This is a genomic window from Rhodovulum tesquicola (genome assembly GCF_024128855.1).
In the GTDB taxonomy this organism is placed as follows: Bacteria; Pseudomonadota; Alphaproteobacteria; order Rhodobacterales; family Rhodobacteraceae; genus Rhodovulum; species Rhodovulum tesquicola.
The window spans coordinates 86,659-104,814 of record NZ_JAMYDV010000004.1 but is presented as its reverse complement, the minus strand read 5'-3'; the positions used below and the strand labels follow the sequence as shown (position 1 = coordinate 104,814).

The following is an 18,156-nucleotide window of genomic DNA, read 5'->3' as shown; positions in this document are numbered from 1 at the left end:
TTTGGGTATTTTCGCCAAGAAGAAGACAGGGCGCGGCGCCTCAGCCCGACATGGCCCGCAGCGCCGCCAGCCCCGAATCGGAGAGGTCGAGCAGCCGGGCGAGGTAATGTTCGCGCGCGGCAAAGCCACGCTCGCCGGTGCCCGCAAAGGCATCCTCCATCGCGTCGATCAGCCGGTTGAGGCGGCGCTCATGCAGCCCCAGCGCCGCCTGGACCGGGTCGGCGATCACGCCTGCAAAGGCCGCGGCCAGTGCGCCCGAGGCGACCAGCCCGAGCGCCACGCCCGCCATCAGCAGGGGCGAGGCGGCGGCCGGTAACAGCCCGTACCAGGCCGACCCCATCAGCCCGCCCAGCGGAAAGGCGGCAATCGCGGCCTGCTGCGCCAGCACCGCGGCCAGCCCCGGCGCCAGCGACAGCATGCCCGGCGTCAGCGCGTGGAACGCGAAAGCCCCCGCCCCGAGCGCGCCCAGCGCGGTCGTCACCTCGGCCACCGCGCTGCGCGTGCCGCCATATTCCGACAGCGCCCGGACGCTTTGCGCCCCGGCCGCGTGCCGGGTCGCGACCAGCCCGGCCAGCGTCGGATCCGCAAGGATCGCGCGGGCCAGCGCGTCGCCGGTGCTGGCCCCGCCCGGCCCGTCCCAGGGCAGTTCCAGCAGGTCGACGACGATCGCCCGCCCGGCCGCGCGCGATACGGCGGTCGGCAACAGCACCCGGCGCGAGGCAAGCCAGTGCGAGACCCGCCGCGCGCCCAGCCGCCCGGCCGCCCCGGCGCCCAGCCGCGCCAGCACCAGCACCGGCGAGAGCAGCATGTTGGCCGGGGCCCTGAGGATGTCCCAGCCCAGCGCGTGGCGGTGCAGCGCCAGCGTGCCGCGCAGGCCGAACCGTTCCCGCACGAAACCCGGCACCCGCGCGCGGCGCTGGGCGAAATAGGCGCGGGCGGCGGCGATCAGCGCGGCATCCGTTTCCCCCGTCGGCCCCGCCATGCCCTGGTCCGGGCCGGGGTCCTGGCCGGGGTCCTGGCCGGTCGCGGGGGCAGGGGCGGGAAGGGGATCGGGGCGCATCGCCGTCAGATAGGCGGCCGCCTGCCGCCCCGCCAGTGGGCGGCGGCGGATTTCGGCAGGGCCGGGTGCAGCGGGTTCAGGCGGCCCGGCTGGCGTAGCGTTCCGCGCCGCAATGGATGCGTTCCGACAGCCGGATGATCGCCTCCAGCCGGTCCTTGATCGCGCCGTGATAGATGTCGAGATCCTCGATCATGCTGGACAGGCTTTCGCCGCCGGTCGTCAGGCGGCCGCATTCGACCCGCCCCATGACGCGGATCGAATCGAGCCCCGCGACCATCCGGCGCAGATCGTTGCTGGCCTGCGAGAGCGTGCGCGCCACGCGCATCGCCTCGGCCAGACCGGTCCGGGCGCGCGTGTTGCACGCGGCCTCCAGCGCGGTCAGGGAGGCCATCTCGGCCGCGCTGTCGCCGGGGCCGGGCGTTCCGGCCTCGGCGCGGAACTGGCGGACCAGTTCCGACTGCACCTCGGCGCAGCCCATCAGGAAGACCGCGTCGCCGACCACGCGGCCCATGCGGTCGCAAAGGTTGTCCTGTTGCCCGGCAAAGCCGTTCAGCCGGGTGACGATCTCGCCCGAGGCGGTCTTGTAGTTCTCGGAAATCGCGGTGATCGGCCCGCCCGCGGGTTCCAGCCGGTTGGCGAGGATACGGATATTGGTCGGCACCGATTTCAGCGCGCCGAAGGTCCGGATCAGGTCGCGCTGTTCGCGCGCGGCTGCGCCGAGGCTGTCGCTGACCGCTTCGATCTCGGCCAGCCTTTCGCAGCGTGCCCGGCCCGAGGCGGCATCGCGCACCGCCAGTTCCTGGCTGAGCGCCCGGGACATGAAGTCGGCATAGCCCGAGAAGCCCAGCTCGCCCAGCCGTGCGAGCAGGAGCGTGGCGCTGGCCTCGGGGGGCAGGTTTTCGTCCTGTTCGCGGGCCCGCAGCGCGTCGTACTCGGTGCGCACGATTTCGAAAAGCGGGGCCGAGGGCTTGATCCGCACCGACAGGAACTCGCCCTCGATCGGCAGGACCACGGCGAAGACCCAGTAATGCCGCCCGTCGCGCGCCCTGTTCTTGACATAGGCCGCGACCGGCTGGCCGCCCTGGATCGTCTGCCACAAGAGCCAGAACACCGCGCGCGGCATGTCGGGGTGGCGGATGATCTTGTGCGGGGCGCCGATCAGGTCCTTCCAGTCATGGCCCGAGACGCGCCGGAACACGGAATTCCCGGCCCGGATCACGCCGCGCTGATCGGTGCGGGAATAGAAGATCTCGTCGAGCCCGAATGCGACCTCGCCCCGGTCGGGGATCGGTTCGCGGCCGCCGGTCTGACGCATGGACAATCCCCTTGTGACGGGCCGCGACTCGCAGCCCATTGAAAATCCTGCCCAACCTATGGGGCCATGTCTTTCCAAAATGTTGCTAGACGTCCCTCGGCGGAGTCCGGCGCAGGATCGTGACCGATGTCTCGCCGTGGCGGCGGCTGTCCAGCAGGTCGAACCCGTCGGGCGGGGCGATCTCCGCGCCCTCCTCCCAGACGATCAGCGCGCCGGGCGCGATCCAGCCGCCGGCCAGCGCCGAGGCGAGTGCCCGTTCGCCCAGCCCCATGCCATAGGGCGGGTCGAGAAAGACCAGATCGAAGGGCGCCCCCGGACAGGCCCCCAGCCGCGTCGCATCGCGCCGGATCAGCACGGTTTCCGCCTCGGCCCGGCATTTCGCGACATTCTCGCGGATCAGCGCAGCCCCCCTGGCGCCGGTTTCGACGAAGGCGACATGCGCCGCGCCGCGCGACAGCGCCTCCAGCCCCAGGGCGCCGGTGCCCGCGAACAGGTCGAGCACGCGCGCCCCGGTCACCGGATCGCCATGGGCGCCATGGGTCAGGATGTTGAACAGGCTTTCGCGCACCCGGTCGGCGGTGGGACGCAGATGCGCCGCCGGATCGCCCTTGCCGACCGAGGTCAGCCTGAGCCCGCGGTATCGCCCCGCGATGATCCTCACGCCGCCATCAGGGTCTTGAGATCGACCGCCGGATCGGCCACCAGCGCCGGGTCGGGCGAGCGCCCGGCCTCGATCAGGCGCTTGGCGGTCATGTAGGCGCGCGGCTCGTTCATCGCGTCCACCGCCAGCAAGTCGGCGCCGCGGTAATACCAGTGGCTGATGCCGGTCTTCTCGCCCGGCCGCACCACGACATGATCGGAGCCCGTGTTCAGCCCCGCGATCTGCAACTTCACGTCATACTGGTCCGACCAGAACCACGGTTTCGGATCATAGGCGGCCCCGGCCCCCAGCATGTTCGCGGCGACCGCCTCGGCCTGGTCGATGGCGTTCTGCACGCTTTCCAGCCGCAGCCGCCCGCCGCGCCAGGGAAAGCTTGCGCAATCGCCTGCCGCCCAGATCGCCGGGTCCGAGGTCTGCCCCAGCGCATCCACCGCGATCCCGTCCTCGATCGTCAGCCCTGCGGCCTCGGCCAGATCGGTCGCGGGTGTGACCCCGATGCCGGCGATCACGAAATCCACCTCCAGCGCCGTGCCATCGGTCAGATCGGCCCCGCGCACATGGCCGTCACCGGTCAGCCGCACCAGCCCCGTGCCCTCGCGCAGATCGACGCCATGGGCGAGATGCAAGGCCCGGAACCAGTCCGATGTCTCGGCGCAGGCCACGCGCTGCAATATCCGCGCTGCCGCCTCGACCAGCGTCACCTTCAGCCCGCGGGCCGCGGCGACCGCCGCCGCCTCGAGCCCGATATAGCCGCCCCCCACGATCAGCGCCCGGGCGCCCTCGCGGAAGGCGGGCGCCATGCCGTCCACATCGGCCAGCGTGCGCACCAGATGCACGCCCCCCAGATCGCCGCCCATCGCCGCAGGCAGACGCCGCGGCACCGCGCCCGTGGTCAGCGCCAGCATGTCATAGCCGATGGCCGCGCCGCCCGCATGCACCACGCGCGCCGCCCGGTCGATCCGCGCCGCCTGCAGGCCAAGCCGCAGCTCGATCCCGTGCTCGGCATAGAACTCTGCCGGACGCAGATAGAGCCGCTCGACGCCGATCTCGCCCAGCAGGTATTTCTTGGACAGCGGCGGGCGCTGATAGGGGGGCGCGGGTTCCTCGCCGATCATGGTGATCGGCCCCTCATGCCCCAGCGCGCGCAGTTTCGCGGCCAGCGCCGCCCCCGCCTGACCGGCGCCGATGATGACGATACGGGACATTGCACTTCCGCTCTGGCACGATCCGGGGCAGACACTATCTGACGGCCGAAACCGTTTGCAATCCATCAGGAGGGACAGAAATGACGATTTCCACCGGCGACCGCCTGCCCGAGGCCACTTTCGTCCGACTGGGCGAGGCCGGCCCCGAAGAGGTGAAACTCTCCGAGACGCTTGCGGGCCGCAAGGTGGTGATCTTCGCCGTCCCCGGCGCCTTTACCCCCACCTGCCACTCGGCCCATGTGCCCAGCTTCGTGCGGGTGATGGACCAGCTCACGGCCAAGGGCGTGGACGAGGTGATCTGCCTTGCCGTCAACGACCCCTTCGTGATGAAGGCCTGGGGCGAGGCCACCGGCGCCACCGCCGTCGGCATCACCATGCTGTCGGATCCGCAAGGCGCCTTTACCAAGGCGATCGGTCTGGATTTCACCGCGCTGCCAGTGGGTCTGGTGTCGCGCTCGCGCCGCTATGCCCTGATCGCTGATGACGGGGTGGTGAGCGTCCTCAATCTGGAGGAAAGCCCCGGCGAATGCGGCATCTCTGCCGGGGAAGCCCTGCTCGAGGCGCTCTGAGCCAGGCCCGCCCGACGCGCGACGGGGTGTCGGGCGGGTCTTGAGGGCCGGGTTCGGACGGGGCCGCCGATCGACCCCCGTGGCCCGGTTCTGCATTGCCCGGATCGGGGTGATGCCTGGCTCGCCTTGCGGGCGTTTCTCACTGCGGGAGAACCGTCTTTGCACTGCCGCAGGGGCCGCAATGCCAGCGCCGGTCGGGCAACGCTGTGTTCTTCGGGGGGAGTTCCTGAACCGGCCGGGCAACGTCGCGCCGGACACAAGACCCGCGCCCCGGTGCGGCTGACCACCGAAGCGGCGGGCCGCGAGGGGCTGGCCTGTTCAGCCTTCGAGACGCTGATCGCCCGGCCAGACGGCGAACGAGAGGTGTCGAACCCGCCGGACGAGGTCGCAGGATCCGCCGACAGCGCCGGACACCAAGGATGATCGTGACAAGTGGTGAGCCGTGCAGGATTCGAACCTGCGACCCACTGATTAAAAGTCAGTTGCTCTACCAACTGAGCTAACGGCCCACTTGAGGCCCGCTCTGTAGGAAATGCGCGGCAGGCGGTCAAGGGCAAAAACGGCCGCCTTGCACGGTGCCGCTGGATTCGGCGCGGCGGGGGGAGTATAGGGCGGCCCCATGGTCGAAACGCTTCATAGCAACGGTCTGCCCTTCGCCAAGATGCATGGGCTGGGCAATGATTTCGTCGTGATCGACGCGCGCGCGGGCGGGGTGCCGCTGACGCCCGGCCTGGTCGCGGCCATTGCCGATCGGCACCGGGGCGTGGGCTTCGACCAGTTGGCGGTGATCGAGCCTGCCGAGGGGGGCGATGCGCGGCTGGTGTTCTTCAATGCCGATGGGTCGGCCTCGGCCACCTGCGGCAACGCGACCCGCTGCATCGCGCGCCGGTTGATGGACGAAACCGGCAAGGCGGCGCTTCGGCTGGTCACCGAACGCGGGATGCTGGCGGCCTGCGATGCCGGGGGCGGGCTGACCTCGGTCAATATGGGGGCGCCCCTGCTCGACTGGGCCGATATCCCGCTGGCCGGGCCGATGGACAGCCTGCATCTGCCGATCCCGGGCGATCCGGTGGCGACGGGGATGGGCAACCCGCATTGCACCTTTTTCGTGCCGGATGTGGCGGCGGTGGACCTGGCGGGTTTTGGCGCCGCGCATGAACATCACCCGCTGTTCCCGGCGCGCACCAATGTTCAGGTGGTGCAGGTCACCGGCCCCGACCGGCTGCAGATGCGGGTGTGGGAGCGGGGCGCGGGGATCACGCTGGCCTCGGGGTCGTCCTCTTGCGCGGTTGCGGTTGCGGCGGCCCGGCGGGGGCTGACCGGGCGCCGTGTCACGGTCGATCTGGACGGCGGCGAATTGCAGGTCGACTGGCGCGCGGATGGCGTCTGGATGACCGGGCCGACGGCGCATGTCTTTGACGGGGTGCTGACCCCGGCCTTTCTGGGGGCGCTCTAGATGGATCGCGCCGCCCCCCGGTTTACCACGCTTGGCTGTCGGCTGAACGCCTACGAGACCGAGGCGATGAAGGAACTGGCCGCCCGCGCGGGGCTGGACGACGCGGTGATCGTGAACACCTGCGCCGTCACCGCCGAAGCCGTGCGCAAGGCACGGCAGGAAATCCGCCGCCTGCGCCGCGACAATCCGCGGGCGAGGATCGTGGTGACGGGCTGCGCCGCCCAGACCGAGCCCGAGACCTTTGCCGCGATGGACGAGGTCGACCTGGTGATCGGCAATGCCGAAAAGATGCGCCCCGAGACCTGGGCGCGACTCGCAGGCCCCGATTTCATCGGCGAGACCGAGCGGGTCATGGTCGACGACATCATGTCGGTGCGCGAGACGGCGGGCCACCTGATCGACGGCTTCGGCACGCGATCCCGTGCCTATGTGCAGGTGCAGAACGGGTGTGACCATCGCTGCACCTTCTGCATCATCCCCTTCGGCCGGGGCAATTCGCGGTCGGTGCCCGCGGGCGTTGTGGTGGACCAGATCGCCCGGCTGGTGGAGCGCGGCTATAACGAGGTGGTGCTGACCGGGGTCGACCTGACAAGCTGGGGCGCGGATCTGCCGGGGGCACCGCGGCTGGGCGATCTGGTGGCGCGCATCCTGCGGCTGGTGCCGGGGCTGGCGCGGCTGCGGATTTCGTCGATCGATTCCATCGAGGCGGATCCGGCGCTGATGCGGGCCATCGCCGGGGAAGACCGGCTGATGCCGCATCTGCACCTGTCCTTGCAGGCGGGGGATGACCTGATCCTGAAGCGGATGAAGCGGCGGCATTCCCGCGCCGACGCCATCCGCTTCTGCCGGGAGGCGCGCGCGCTGCGCCCGGACATGACCTTTGGTGCCGACATCATCGCCGGTTTCCCGACCGAGACCGAGGCGATGTTCGCGAACTCGCTGGCGCTGGTCGAGGAATGCGGCCTGACCTGGCTGCATGTCTTTCCCTATTCGCCGCGGCCCGGCACGCCCGCGGCCCGGATGCCGCAGGTCGACGGCGCCGCGATCCGCGACCGGGCTGCGCGGTTGCGTGCTGCGGGCGATGGGGCCGCCGCCGCGCATCTGGCCGCGCAGGTGGGCCGCAGCCATCGCGTCCTGATGGAAAGCCCGCGCATGGGGCGGACCGAGCAGTTCGCCGAGGTCGACCTGTCAAGCGACCGGCCCGAGGGGCAGATCGTGACCGTGACCGTCACCGGGCAGGCAGACGGGCGACTTCAGGCGGAATAGGGTCTGATCCTGGCCGCAGACATGCGTGAATGGACAGCCGCCCCGCCTTCGCCTATCCTTTCGCCGACCGAGGGAGGGACCGCGATGCCTCTGCCGATTGCCCCGATTGCCGGTGTGGCGCTGCGCTATGGTGCGCTGGCGCTGGCGGCCTATGCCATCACCCGCTACAGCACGCCGCTGCGCCGCGACCAGCGCAGCGAGGATGCGATGGACGAGCTGCACGAGGGCGTGCAGTTCCGCCGCGACAGCGAACAGGTCAATGGCGGCGCGCGGATGAAACGCACGATCCGCGTGGGCCCGGCCGGCCCCGGCATCGAGATCGACGCGAGCGCGCTGGGCCGCATCCGTTTCCGCCGGGTATGATGCAGCTTTACGACAATCCGGCCTCGCCCTTCTGCCGCAAGGTGCGGGTGGTGCTGATCGAGACCGGCCAGATCGACGCGGTCGAGGTTCTGCCTGCGGCGGGCACCGCGCTGGACCCCGGACAGATGCCGCTGGCCGAGAACCCGCTGGGCAAGATCCCCGTCCTGACCCGCCCCGAGGGACCGGCGCTTCACGACAGCCGGGTGATCTGCCGCTATCTGGATGCGCGGGCGGGGGGCGGGCTTTATCCCGAAAGCCGGTTGTGGGAGGTGCTGACGCTGGAGGCGACCGCCGATGGCATCATGGATGCCGCCGTGCTGATGGTCTACGAGACGCGCTGCCGTCCCGAGGCGGAGCGCAGCGCGCCCTGGGTCGAGGGGCAATGGGACAGGGTCACCCGCGCGCTGGATGCGATCGAGGCGCGCTGGATCAGCCAGCTTGCCGGACCGCTGACAATGGGGCAGATCGCGCTGGGCTGTGCGCTGGGCTATCTTGATTTCCGCCACGGCGCGTGCGACTGGCGGCAGGGCCGCGAGTCGCTGGCCGCCTGGGAGGCGGGAATCGCCCGGCGCCCGGCGATGGAACAGACCGCTCCGGGGGGCTGATGCCTCGTCAAAAGGCCGTGAGCCGAGACGGGCGCCCGGAACGTCCGCAGGCGCGTCCCGCATGCGGTGGAACGTCTCAGAATCGCTCTAAGCACCCAGATTCTTCTGGCTGAGGCCATGTGTGCCGGGTATACGACAGTCGACCGGAATTTGACCGGCCCACCCCCCTTGCTGCGCGACTATGTCCGCTGGACGCAAGTGTTAACGGGGGCTAGGTAAGTCCGGAAAAGGCCGGGGCTTTTCCTGCGGCCTCTTTGCGAACCGACCGGACCTCCGGTCATGGAAAGGAGAATTTCTCGTGTCGCACGCAGAAGATCACGACGGTACCCGCCGCGATTTCCTTTACTATGCGACGGCGGGCGCGGGTGTCGTGACCGCCGGGGCGGCGACCTGGCCGCTGATCAACCAGATGAACCCCTCTGCCGATGTCCAGGCGCTCAGCTCGATCCGGGTGGACGTGTCCTCGGTTGTCGAAGGCCAGCAGCTGACGGTGAAATTCCTTGGCAAGCCGGTGTTCATCCGCCTGCGCACGCAGGAGGATATCGAACTGGCCCGCTCGATCCCCCTTGGCGATCTGGTCGATACCGACTCGCGCAACCCGAACAAGCCGGGCCAGGCCACGGACCAGAACCGCGCCATGGACGAGGATGGCCGCTGGCTGGTCATGATCGGCGTCTGCACCCATCTGGGCTGTGTGCCCATCGGCAACCAGTCGGGTGATTACGGCGGGTGGTTCTGTCCCTGCCACGGGTCGCACTACGATTCCGCAGGGCGCATCCGCAGAGGGCCTGCGCCCGAGAACCTGTACATCCCGGTCGCGTCCTTCGTGGACGAGACGACCATTCAACTCGGTTAAGGGAGCACCCGATGTCCGGTATTCCTCACGATCACTACGAGCCGAAATCGGGCTCCGAGAAGTGGCTGCATCGGCGCCTGCCGATCGTCGGCCTTCTCTACGATACCCTGATGATCCCCACCCCGAAGAACCTGAACTGGATGTGGATCTGGGGCGTCGTGCTGTTCTTCACGCTGGTGCTGCAGATCGTCACCGGCATCGTGCTGGCGATGCATTATGTGCCGCATGCCGACATGGCCTTTGCCTCGATCGAGCACATCATGCGGAACGTGAATGGCGGCGATTTCATCCGCTACCTGCACATGAACGGCGCCTCGCTGTTCTTCGTCGCGGTCTATCTGCACATCTTCCGCGGCATCTATTACGGCTCGTACAAGAGCCCGCGCGAACTGACCTGGATCATCGGCATCCTGATCTACCTGGCGATGATGGCGACCGCGTTCATGGGCTATGTGCTGCCCTGGGGGCAGATGTCGTTCTGGGGCGCGACGGTGATCACCGGTCTGTTCGGTGCGATCCCGTGGGTCGGCGAGCCGCTGCTGATCTGGCTTCAGGGCGGCCCGGCGGTGGACAGCCCGACGCTGACGCGCTTCTTCTCGCTGCACTACCTGCTGCCCTTCGTGATCCTGGGTCTGTCCATCGTGCATGTCTGGGCCTTCCACACGACCGGCAACAACAACCCCACCGGGGTCGAGGTGCGCCGCAGCTCGCGCCAGGAGGCCGATGCCGACACCCTGCCGTTCTGGCCCTATTTCGTGATCAAGGACCTGTTCGCGCTGGGCGTGGTGCTGGTGATCTTCTTCGCCATCGTCGGCTTCATGCCGAACTACCTGGGCCATCCGGACAACTACATCCCCGCCGATCCGCTGGTGACGCCGGCCCATATCGTGCCCGAATGGTACTTCCTGCCGTTCTACGCGATCCTGCGGGCCTTCGACGGCGAGGTCTGGGCGGTTCAGCTGCTCGACTGGATGTCCTTCGGCGTGATCGACGCCAAGTTCTTCGGCGTGCTGGCGATGTTCGGTTCGATCCTGGTCATGGCGCTGCTGCCCTGGCTTGACACGTCGAACGTGCGCTCGGGACGGTTCCGGCCGATGTTCAAGGTCGCCTTCTGGATCTTCTTCATCGACTTCTTCGTCCTGATGTGGGCGGGCGCCATGCCGGCCGAGGGCATCTACCCGACCATCGCGCTGATCGGCTCGGTCGTCTGGTTCGGGTTCTTCCTGGTGGTGCTGCCGGTGCTGGGCGTGATCGAGAAGCCGCTGCCCCAGCCCGCGACCATCGAGGAAGACTTCAACGCCCACTACGGCGATGGCGCGGCCAGCGGCAAGGCCGCCCCCAGCCCCGCCGAGTGAGAGAAGGGATCGGAAGAATGTTCAAGAAACTCACGATCACCGCGCTGACCGCCCTGACGCTTGGGGCGGGCGGCGCCCTCGCCGCCGGCGGCGGGGCCAATGTGACCGATTACGACTTCTCGTTCGAGGGTCCCTTCGGCCGCTATGACCAGGCCCAGCTGCAACGCGGCCTGCAGATCTATACCGAGATCTGCTCGGCCTGCCACGGGCTGGAACTGGTGGCCTTCCGGACGCTGGCCGATCCGGGCGGTCCCAGCCTGAGCGACGAGGCGATGCGCGACTACGCGGGCACCTTCGAGGTGTTCGACGAGGAGCTGGAAGACTGGCGGCCGGCCGAGCCGACCGACCACTTCCCCGAATCGATGGACCCCAACGCGCCGGATCTGAGCCTGATGGCCAAGGCACGCGCCGGGTTCCACGGGCCGCATGGCACCGGGCTCAACCAGCTCTTCAAGGGCATGGGCGGCGCGGAATACATCGCGACCTACCTGCAATCCTTCACCGATGACATAAAGGAAGAGGCGGGGTCGTTCTTCTACTACAACCATGTCTTCCCCGACAACTGGAGCAGCATGGCCCCGATCCTCTATGGGGATGATGTCTTCTATGCCGACGGCACCGAAGCCACCATCCAGCAGGAGGCCAAGGATGTCGCGGCCTTCCTGATGTGGGCGGCGGAGCCGCATCTGATGGCGCGCAAACAGGCGGGCTTCGTCTCGGTGATGTTCCTGACGGTGCTGACGGTTCTGCTCTACCTGACGAACAAGCGTCTCTGGGCGCCCTACAAGCCCAAGAAACAGGTCTGATCCCGTCCGGATCGGAAGGAAAACGCGCCCTAGGGGCGCGTTTTTCGTTACGCCTTGCCCCCTGGCGGAGGCCGGGGGGCCGTCTGCCCCCCGGACCCCCCGAGGATATTTCCGGCCAGAAGAAGGGAAGGGTCAGCCCAGATAGGCGCGCAGCGCCGCGGGCGGGTCGGCCAGGAGCGCCGCGGTGGGGTGCGGGGGATGCGCGATGCCGTCCGCGACCAGCATGGTCTCGTCCGCGATGGCGCGGGCATCGGCGGGGTCGTGGGTGACCAGCAGGACCGTCGCGCCGGTTTCGCGGGCGAGATCCCTGACCAGCCCCAGCATCTCGGTCTTGAGCGCGGGGCCGAGTGCGGCGAAGGGTTCGTCGAGCAGCATCAGCGGGCGGCCGCGCAGCAGGATCCGCGCGAGCGCCACCCGGCCGCGCTGGCCGCCCGAGAGTTCGGCGGGTTTGCGCGCGCCCAGACCTTCCAGCCCGACGCGGGCCAAGGCCGCGTCGACCGCGCCGCGTTGATCGGTGGAGAGGCGCAGGTCGGGGCGCAGGCCAAGACCGACATTCTGCGCGGCGGTCAGGTGGGGAAAGAGGTTGTTGTCCTGAAACAGCATCGAGAGCGGCCGCGCGCCCGGGGCCAGCGGGCCGAGATCGGTGCCGTTCCACAGCACCCGCCCCGATGTGGGTGGCAGGAACCCGGCGATCACGTCGAGAAGTGTGGATTTTCCGGCACCCGACGGCCCCAGCAGCGCGACGATCCGGCCGGGTTCGACGGTGACATCCGCCGAGAGACGGAACGCGCCCTGCCGGATTTCGAGCCGCTCAAGCCTGAGCATGGATGCGCCCTCCGCGGTCGAAGATCCAGAACAGTCCGAGGCTGAGCGCCAGCAGCAGAAGGGCTGCCCCCGCCGCCGCCTCCATCCGGTAGGCGGCCATGAGCCGGTAGAGCTGCAAGGGCAGGGTGGCCCGGTCGGGATCGGCGAACAGGGCGATGACGCCGAGATCGCCCATGGACAGCGCCGCCGCGAGGCCAAGCGTGAAGCCGATGGGTCGGCGCAGCCGGGGCAGCAGCACCAGCCGCAGCCGGGCGGTGCCGCGCAGGCCCATGCTGTCGGCAAGCCGGCCAAAGCCAGCCTCGGCCTCGGCCACGGCGGGGGTCAGGGCGCGCAGGGCGAAGGGCAGGCTCATCGCCGCGTTGACCAGCGCGGTCAGCGGCAGGGCCAGCGCGACCGGATCGGCCAGCGGAAAGAGCAGGATGAACAGCCCCGTGCCCATCACCAGCGGCGAGGCGGCAATCGTCATCAGACCGGCCGCCTGCAATGCTGCCCCCGGCGCCCCGCCCAGCCGCACCGCCGCCAGCGCCATCGGCAGGGCCAGAATCAGCGTCAGCGCCGCCGAGCCCAGCGCCACCGCCAGCGAGCGCCCTGCGGCCTGCCAGACGGAGGGCGGCAGATCGAGGATACCGGCCAGCCCGCGCGCCACGATCATTCCCAGCGGCACCAGCAGGAACAGCGCGGCAAGCCCGATCCACAGCCCGTCCAGCAGCCGCAGCCCCGGTCCCCCTGCATCCCGGCGGGCCAGCGGCCGGTCGAGCCCCGCGCCGAACCCGCCCGGCACCGTCACCGCGAAGGCCAGCGCGGCCGCGCCTGCGCAAAGCGCGACCTGGATCAGCGACAGCAGGGCGGCGCGGCCCAGATCGAATTCGAACCGGAACGCCTGGTAGATCGCCAGTTCCACCGTCGTCGCCCGCGGCCCGCCGCCCAGCGTCAGTGCCACGGCGAAACTGGTCGTGCAGATCAGGAAGATCACGAGGAAGGCGCCGGGCAGCACGCTGCGCAGCATCGGCCATTCCAGCAGCCGGGCCACATCGCGCGCCGAAAAGCAGAGCGAGGCGGCCAGCCGGAACCGTTCCGCCGGGATCGCAAGCCAGCCTTGCAGGATCAGCCGCGTGGCCAGCGGGAGGTTGAAGAAAACATGCGCCAGCACCACGCCGCCCAGCCCGTAGATGTCGATGGGGCCAAGGCCCAGCGGGGCCAGTGCCTGCGAGATCAGCCCGCTGCGCCCGAACACCGCCAGAAGCCCGATGACCGCGACGATCACCGGAAGGATGAAGGGCGCGCCGAGCAGGGCGATCAGCAGCGCGCGGCCCGGGAATTGCCGCCGGGCCAGCGCGCGCGCCACCGGCACCGCAAGCGCCACGCTCAGCGCCGCCGACAGCAGCGCCTGGGTCAGCGTGAAGCGCAGCGCCGCCCAGTCGGCGGGGCCGAGCGTCGCGGCGCCCTCGGCCCGCCAGGCGACCGCGGCCAGCGTGCCGAGGCTCAGCCCCAGCATCGCGCCCGCCGCGGCCAGCCCCGCGGGCAGCGCGCGCCCTAACGGCTGAGCGCGTCGCGCCATTCGGCCAGGGCCGTATCGCGGACCGCCGCGGCCTTTTCCGCGGAAAGCAGAAGCGAGGTTTCGGGGCGGAACAGGGTCTGAAACCCGTCGGGCAGCCCGGCCGCGGGCGTCACGGCCGGATACATCCAGTTGGTCGTCGGGATCACCGACTGGAAGGCATCCGACAGCATGAAGCGCAGGAAATCCTGCGCCAGTTCCGGCTGGTCCGAGGAGGCGACGCGGCCTGCGACCTCGACCTGAAGGTAATGGCCTTCGGCAAAGGGCGCGGCGGCCTTGCTGTCGTCGTCCTCGGCGATCAGGTGATAGGCGGGCGAGGTGGTGTAGCTGAGCACCATGTCGGCCTCGCCCTCCAGGAACATCCCGTAGCTTTCCGACCAGCCCTTGGTCACGGTCAGGATGCGCGGGGCAAGCCCGGCCCAGATCTGGGGCGCGCGGTCGCCATGGGCGGCCTTGACCCACATCAGCAATCCGAGGCCGGGGGTGGAACTGCGCGGATCCTGGATGACGATCTTGAGGCCCTCGGCGGTGATCAGCGCCTCGAAACTGTCGGGCGGTTCGGGCAGGCGGGTCTTGTCGTAGACGAAGGCGAAATGGCCCCAGTCATAGGGCAGGAAGGTCGCGTCGGTCCATTCGACGGGCAGATCCAGCGCGGGCGGCGCGATCCCATGCGGCGCGAACAGGCCGGTTTCGGTGGCCGTCGCGATCAGGTTGGTGTCGAGCCCCAGCACCACGTCGGCCGGGCTGCGCGCGCCCTCCAGCCGCAGCCGGGCCAGAAGCGCCGCACCATCGCCCGCCGCGACAAGGCGCAGGTCGCAGCCGCAGATGGCCTCGAACGCGGTTTCGATCTGCGGACCGGGCCCCCAGTCCGAGATGAAGCTGTCATAGGTATAGACGGTCAGCACGGGGGTCTCGGCCACGGCGGTCGTGGCGCACAGAATCCCCGCGGCGATGAGCGGCAGTCGCATGGTCATCCTCCGTTTGCGGGGCGGTCGGGCAAGGGTGGAGGTTGTCCAGTCACCTTCCCTCCGCCGGTTCTAACCGGGTCAGGTTCGACGGGTTCGCGGGCCTTTCCGCATCTCAGCCCCATGACGGGGCACCCCGAGGTAAACCCGACGCTAACGCCCCGCGGCCATTCCCGCAAGGCAAAGCTCTTGAGGGGGCGGCGCCCGCCCGCTATGCCGGACGCGCCAGAAGGAGAGCCCGCATGAGCCTGAACAGTTTCGGCCACCTGTTCCGCGTCACCACCTGGGGCGAAAGCCACGGGCCCGCGCTGGGGGCGACCGTCGATGGCTGCCCGCCGGGCGTGGCGCTGGACGAGGGGATGCTACAGCACTGGCTGGACCGGCGCAGGCCGGGGCAGAACCGGTTCACGACCCAGCGCCAGGAACCCGATGCGGTGGAAATCCTGTCGGGCATGTTCGAGGGGCGGACCACCGGCACGCCGATCCAGCTGATGATCCGCAACACCGACCAGCGGTCGAAGGATTACGGCGATATCGCCCAGGCGTTCCGGCCGGGACACGCGGACATCACCTATTGGCAGAAATACGGCATCCGCGATCCGCGTGGCGGGGGACGGTCCTCGGCGCGCGAAACCGCGGCGCGGGTGGCCGCGGGCGGCGTGGCGCGCGCGGTGCTGGGGGTGCTGGCGCCCGGGATCCGGATCACCGGCTACATGGTGCAGATGGGGCCGCATCTGATCGACCGCGAACGATTCGACTGGGCCGAGATCGAGGCGAATCCGTTCTGGTGCCCCGATGCCCGGACGGCCGAGGACTGGGCCACCTATCTGGACGAGATGCGCAAGTCGGGCAATTCGGTCGGTGCGGTGGTCGAGGTGGTGGCGCAGGGCGTTCCCGCCGGTCTGGGCGCGCCGGTCTATGGCAAGCTCGACAGCGATCTGGCCGCCGCGATGATGAGCATCAATGCCGTCAAGGGCGTCGAGATCGGTGCGGGCATGGCGGCCGCCGCGCTGACCGGCGTCGAGAATGCCGACGAGATCGCGCCGGGCGCGGATGGCCAGCCGGTCTATGCGTCGAACCATGCAGGCGGGATCCTGGGGGGCATCTCGACCGGGCAGGACGTGGTGGTGCGCTTTGCTGTCAAGCCGACCTCGTCGATCCTGACGCCACGGCGCACGATCACCCGGGCGGGCGAGGAAACCCAGATCGTCACCAAGGGCCGCCATGACCCTTGTGTCGGCATCCGCGCCGTGCCGGTGGGCGAGGCGATGATGGCCTGCGTGATCCTGGACCACCTGCTGCTGGACCGGGGACAGACCGGCGGGGTGCGTGGCCTTATCGGTTAGGCCCCGGCCTGCCGCATCGCCGCCCCGGAGGCGCCCAGAACCTCGATCACCCTGGTCTCGATGTCGCGGGCGTTCAGGCGGGCGACCGCATACATGTCGGCGGGGTTGGCCTGGTCGATGAAGATGTCGGGCAGCATCATCGCGCGGAATTTCAGCCCGCGGTCGAACACGCCCCGTTCGGCGTAAAGCTGCGCGACATGGCTGCCGAAGCCGCCGACTGCACCCTCTTCGATGGTGATGACGGCCTCGTGCTCGCGCGCGAGGCGCAGGGTCATGTCCTCGTCCAGCGGCTTGGCAAAGCGGGCATCCGCGATGGTGGGGCGGATTCCATGGGCGGAGAGCGCCTGCGCCGCCTCGCGCACCTCCTTCAGCCGGGCGCCGAAATTCAGCAGCGCCACGCGCTCGCCCTCGGCGATGATGCGGCCCTTGCCGATCTCCAGCGGGGTGCCCTTTTCGGGCAGCTCGACGCCCACGCCCTCGCCGCGGGGGAAGCGGAAGGAAATCGGGCCCTCGTCATGGGCCACGGCGGTGGCGACCATGTGGACAAGCTCGGCCTCGTCGGCGGCGGCCATCACCACGAAACCCGGAAGGTTGGCCAGGAACGCGGTGTCATAGGCGCCCGCATGGGTCGGCCCGTCGGCGCCCACCAGCCCCGCCCGGTCGATGGCGAAGCGCACGGGCAGGCGCTGGATCGCCACGTCATGCACGATCTGGTCATAGCCCCGTTGCAGGAAGGTCGAGTAGATCGCGCAGAAGGGTTTCTGCCCGCCCGCCGCCAGCCCGGCGCAGAAGGTCACGGCATGCTGTTCGGCGATGCCCACGTCGAAGCTGCGTTCGGGAAAGCGTTCGGCAAAAAGGTTCAGCCCGGTGCCGTCCGGCATGGCGGCGGTCACGGCGACCACCTTGCGATCGGTCCGCGCCTCGGCGATCAGGGCGTTGGCGAAGACCTTGGTATAGCTGGGCGCGTTGGCGGGAGTCTTGACCTGTTCGCCGGTCGCCACGTCGAATTTCGAGACGCCATGGCCGCAATCGGGCGCGTTTTCCGCGGGGGCGTAGCCCTTGCCCTTTTTCGTGATGACATGGATCAGCATCGGCCCGGTGGCGCGGGCCTTGACGGTGCGCAGGATCGGCAGAAGCTGGTCCAGATCGTGCCCGTCCACCGGGCCGACATAGGAGAATCCCAGTTCCTCGAACAGCGTGCCGCCGACGGTGACATGCTTGATCAGGTCCTTGGCGCGTTTCGCGCCTTCCTGGAAGGGTTGCGGCAGGAAACCGACCGCGCCCTTGGCCAGCGACTTGAACTCCTGGAAGGGTGCGCCCGCGTAAAGCCGGTTGAGATAGGTCGACATCGCGCCCACCGGGGGGGCGATGGACATCTCGTTGTCGTTCAGGATCACGAAGAGCCGCGTCTTGAGGTGACCGGCATGGTTCAGCGCCTCGTAGGCCATGCCCGCCGACAGCGCCCCGTCGCCGATCACGGCGATGGCGTCGCCCACGCCCGCCTCGGGCGCGCTGCCCAGGTCGCGCGAGACGGCATAGCCCAGCGCGGCCGAGATCGAGGTCGAGGAATGGCCCGCGCCGAAGGCGTCGTATTCGCTTTCCTTCATCTTGCAGAAGCCCGCCAGACCGTCCTTCTGGCGCAGGGTGCGGATGCGGTCGCGCCGTCCGGTCAGGATCTTGTGCGGATAGCATTGATGGCTGACATCCCAGATCAGCCGGTCGCGCGGCGTGTCGAAGACCGCATGCAGCGCCACGGTCAGTTCGACCACGCCCAGCCCCGCGCCCAGATGCCCGCCGGTCTCGGACACGGCGGAAACGGTTTCCTGCCGCAATTCGTCAGCCAGCTGGATCAGCTCGGCATCGGACAGGCCCTTGAGGTCGGTCGGGCTGGTGACGCGGTCGAGCAGCGGCGTATGGGGACGGTTGGTCAAGCGATCGGTCCTTTGGG

Annotated in this window: 17 protein-coding genes, 1 tRNA gene and 1 riboswitch; of the genes, 9 read left to right on the top strand and 9 right to left on the bottom strand. The window is 69.4% G+C overall.

Features of this window, described 5'->3' with window-relative positions:
• Positions 1–40: 40 nt before the first annotated feature.
• The 4 genes from NHN26_RS05790 to NHN26_RS05775 all read right to left on the bottom strand — a co-directional run bounded on the left by NHN26_RS05790 (position 41) and on the right by NHN26_RS05775 (position 4,241).
• Positions 41–1,060: a DUF6635 family protein gene (locus NHN26_RS05790; protein WP_253088556.1), complete on the bottom strand. Its 1,020-nt coding sequence runs from the start codon at positions 1,058–1,060 to the stop codon at positions 41–43.
• A 76-nt stretch (positions 1,061–1,136) separates the two neighbouring features.
• The gene (locus NHN26_RS05785; protein WP_253088555.1) at positions 1,137–2,375 is read right to left on the bottom strand and encodes a PAS domain-containing protein; all 1,239 of its coding nucleotides are present in this window, start codon (positions 2,373–2,375) and stop codon (positions 1,137–1,139) included.
• An 85-nt stretch (positions 2,376–2,460) separates the two neighbouring features.
• Entirely contained in the window at positions 2,461–3,036 is a 576-nt protein-coding gene (rsmD, locus tag NHN26_RS05780) for a 16S rRNA (guanine(966)-N(2))-methyltransferase RsmD (RefSeq protein ID WP_253088554.1), read from the bottom strand.
• Positions 3,033–4,241, bottom strand: a complete 1,209-nt coding sequence (locus NHN26_RS05775; protein WP_253088553.1) for an NAD(P)/FAD-dependent oxidoreductase — start codon at positions 4,239–4,241, stop codon at positions 3,033–3,035. Before NHN26_RS05775 ends, rsmD begins: the two co-directional genes overlap by 4 nt.
• 80 nt (positions 4,242–4,321) lie before the next feature.
• Here NHN26_RS05775 and NHN26_RS05770 point away from each other — a divergent pair, with 80 nt between their 5' ends.
• On the top strand, positions 4,322–4,810 hold the full coding sequence (locus NHN26_RS05770; protein WP_253088552.1) for a peroxiredoxin: 489 nt from the start codon (positions 4,322–4,324) through the stop codon (positions 4,808–4,810).
• Between the two features lie 433 nt (positions 4,811–5,243).
• On the opposite strand, the gene NHN26_RS05765 is transcribed toward NHN26_RS05770, so the two are convergent.
• Positions 5,244–5,319 (bottom strand) — tRNA-Lys (locus NHN26_RS05765).
• Positions 5,320–5,429: 110 nt separating this feature from the next.
• Between NHN26_RS05765 and dapF the strand changes: the two genes are divergently transcribed.
• From dapF to NHN26_RS05730, 7 genes are all read left to right on the top strand, one after another.
• On the top strand, positions 5,430–6,266 hold the full coding sequence (gene dapF, locus NHN26_RS05760; RefSeq protein WP_253088551.1) for a diaminopimelate epimerase: 837 nt from the start codon (positions 5,430–5,432) through the stop codon (positions 6,264–6,266).
• On the top strand, positions 6,267–7,532 hold the full coding sequence (gene mtaB, locus NHN26_RS05755) for a tRNA (N(6)-L-threonylcarbamoyladenosine(37)-C(2))-methylthiotransferase MtaB (protein WP_253088550.1): 1,266 nt from the start codon (positions 6,267–6,269) through the stop codon (positions 7,530–7,532).
• Between the two features lie 84 nt (positions 7,533–7,616).
• Positions 7,617–7,895 carry a hypothetical protein gene (locus NHN26_RS05750; RefSeq protein WP_132693365.1) on the top strand — a complete coding sequence of 93 codons (279 nt, stop codon included), beginning with the start codon at positions 7,617–7,619 and terminating at the stop codon, positions 7,893–7,895.
• Complete coding sequence (locus NHN26_RS05745; protein ID WP_253088549.1) at positions 7,895–8,500, top strand: glutathione S-transferase; 606 nt, start codon at positions 7,895–7,897, stop codon at positions 8,498–8,500. Before NHN26_RS05750 ends, NHN26_RS05745 begins: the two co-directional genes overlap by 1 nt.
• Positions 8,501–8,798: 298 nt before the next feature.
• Positions 8,799–9,356, top strand: coding sequence for a ubiquinol-cytochrome c reductase iron-sulfur subunit (gene petA / locus NHN26_RS05740; RefSeq protein ID WP_253088548.1), 558 nt, complete (start codon positions 8,799–8,801; stop codon positions 9,354–9,356).
• An 11-nt stretch (positions 9,357–9,367) separates the two neighbouring features.
• The gene (locus NHN26_RS05735) at positions 9,368–10,711 is read left to right on the top strand and encodes a cytochrome b (protein ID WP_253088547.1); all 1,344 of its coding nucleotides are present in this window, start codon (positions 9,368–9,370) and stop codon (positions 10,709–10,711) included.
• Positions 10,712–10,728: 17 nt separating this feature from the next.
• Complete coding sequence (locus NHN26_RS05730) at positions 10,729–11,517, top strand: cytochrome c1 (protein ID WP_253088546.1); 789 nt, start codon at positions 10,729–10,731, stop codon at positions 11,515–11,517.
• A gap of 132 nt (positions 11,518–11,649) precedes the next feature.
• Here the strand turns inward: NHN26_RS05730 and NHN26_RS05725 are convergent, their stop codons facing one another.
• Genes NHN26_RS05725 through thiB form a run of 3 tightly spaced genes read right to left on the bottom strand, consistent with a single transcriptional unit; the run spans position 11,650 to position 14,865 of the window.
• On the bottom strand, positions 11,650–12,342 hold the full coding sequence (locus tag NHN26_RS05725) for a thiamine ABC transporter ATP-binding protein (RefSeq protein ID WP_253088545.1): 693 nt from the start codon (positions 12,340–12,342) through the stop codon (positions 11,650–11,652).
• Positions 12,329–13,900: a thiamine/thiamine pyrophosphate ABC transporter permease ThiP gene (locus tag NHN26_RS05720; protein WP_253088544.1), complete on the bottom strand. Its 1,572-nt coding sequence runs from the start codon at positions 13,898–13,900 to the stop codon at positions 12,329–12,331. The genes NHN26_RS05725 and NHN26_RS05720 overlap by 14 nt, the downstream gene beginning before the upstream one ends.
• Positions 13,876–14,865, bottom strand: a complete 990-nt coding sequence (thiB, locus tag NHN26_RS05715; RefSeq protein WP_253088543.1) for a thiamine ABC transporter substrate binding subunit — start codon at positions 14,863–14,865, stop codon at positions 13,876–13,878. Before thiB ends, NHN26_RS05720 begins: the two co-directional genes overlap by 25 nt.
• A 38-nt stretch (positions 14,866–14,903) precedes the next feature.
• Positions 14,904–15,011, bottom strand: a riboswitch (TPP riboswitch).
• Positions 15,012–15,104: 93 nt separating this feature from the next.
• On the opposite strand from thiB, the gene aroC reads away from it, so the two are divergent.
• A complete protein-coding gene (gene aroC / locus NHN26_RS05710; RefSeq protein WP_253088542.1) occupies positions 15,105–16,208 on the top strand; it encodes a chorismate synthase in 1,104 nt (367 codons plus the stop codon).
• On the opposite strand, the gene dxs is transcribed toward aroC, so the two are convergent.
• Positions 16,205–18,139, bottom strand: coding sequence for a 1-deoxy-D-xylulose-5-phosphate synthase (gene dxs / locus NHN26_RS05705; RefSeq protein WP_253088541.1), 1,935 nt, complete (start codon positions 18,137–18,139; stop codon positions 16,205–16,207). The genes aroC and dxs overlap by 4 nt on opposite strands.
• Positions 18,140–18,156 lie beyond the last annotated feature (17 nt).

Coding starts and splice junctions, on each gene's coding strand:
- NHN26_RS05790 (WP_253088556.1), bottom strand. CDS start 1,060: ATGCGCCCCGATCCCCTTCCCGCCCCTGCCCCCGCGACCGGCCAGGAC.
- NHN26_RS05785 (WP_253088555.1), bottom strand. CDS start 2,375: ATGCGTCAGACCGGCGGCCGCGAACCGATCCCCGACCGGGGCGAGGTC.
- NHN26_RS05775 (WP_253088553.1), bottom strand. CDS start 4,241: ATGTCCCGTATCGTCATCATCGGCGCCGGTCAGGCGGGGGCGGCGCTG.
- NHN26_RS05770 (WP_253088552.1), top strand. CDS start 4,322: ATGACGATTTCCACCGGCGACCGCCTGCCCGAGGCCACTTTCGTCCGA.
- dapF (WP_253088551.1), top strand. CDS start 5,430: ATGGTCGAAACGCTTCATAGCAACGGTCTGCCCTTCGCCAAGATGCAT.
- mtaB (WP_253088550.1), top strand. CDS start 6,267: ATGGATCGCGCCGCCCCCCGGTTTACCACGCTTGGCTGTCGGCTGAAC.
- NHN26_RS05750 (WP_132693365.1), top strand. CDS start 7,617: ATGCCTCTGCCGATTGCCCCGATTGCCGGTGTGGCGCTGCGCTATGGT.
- NHN26_RS05745 (WP_253088549.1), top strand. CDS start 7,895: ATGCAGCTTTACGACAATCCGGCCTCGCCCTTCTGCCGCAAGGTGCGG.
- NHN26_RS05735 (WP_253088547.1), top strand. CDS start 9,368: ATGTCCGGTATTCCTCACGATCACTACGAGCCGAAATCGGGCTCCGAG.
- NHN26_RS05730 (WP_253088546.1), top strand. CDS start 10,729: ATGTTCAAGAAACTCACGATCACCGCGCTGACCGCCCTGACGCTTGGG.
- NHN26_RS05725 (WP_253088545.1), bottom strand. CDS start 12,342: ATGCTCAGGCTTGAGCGGCTCGAAATCCGGCAGGGCGCGTTCCGTCTC.
- NHN26_RS05720 (WP_253088544.1), bottom strand. CDS start 13,900: ATGGCGCGACGCGCTCAGCCGTTAGGGCGCGCGCTGCCCGCGGGGCTG.
- thiB (WP_253088543.1), bottom strand. CDS start 14,865: ATGCGACTGCCGCTCATCGCCGCGGGGATTCTGTGCGCCACGACCGCC.
- aroC (WP_253088542.1), top strand. CDS start 15,105: ATGAGCCTGAACAGTTTCGGCCACCTGTTCCGCGTCACCACCTGGGGC.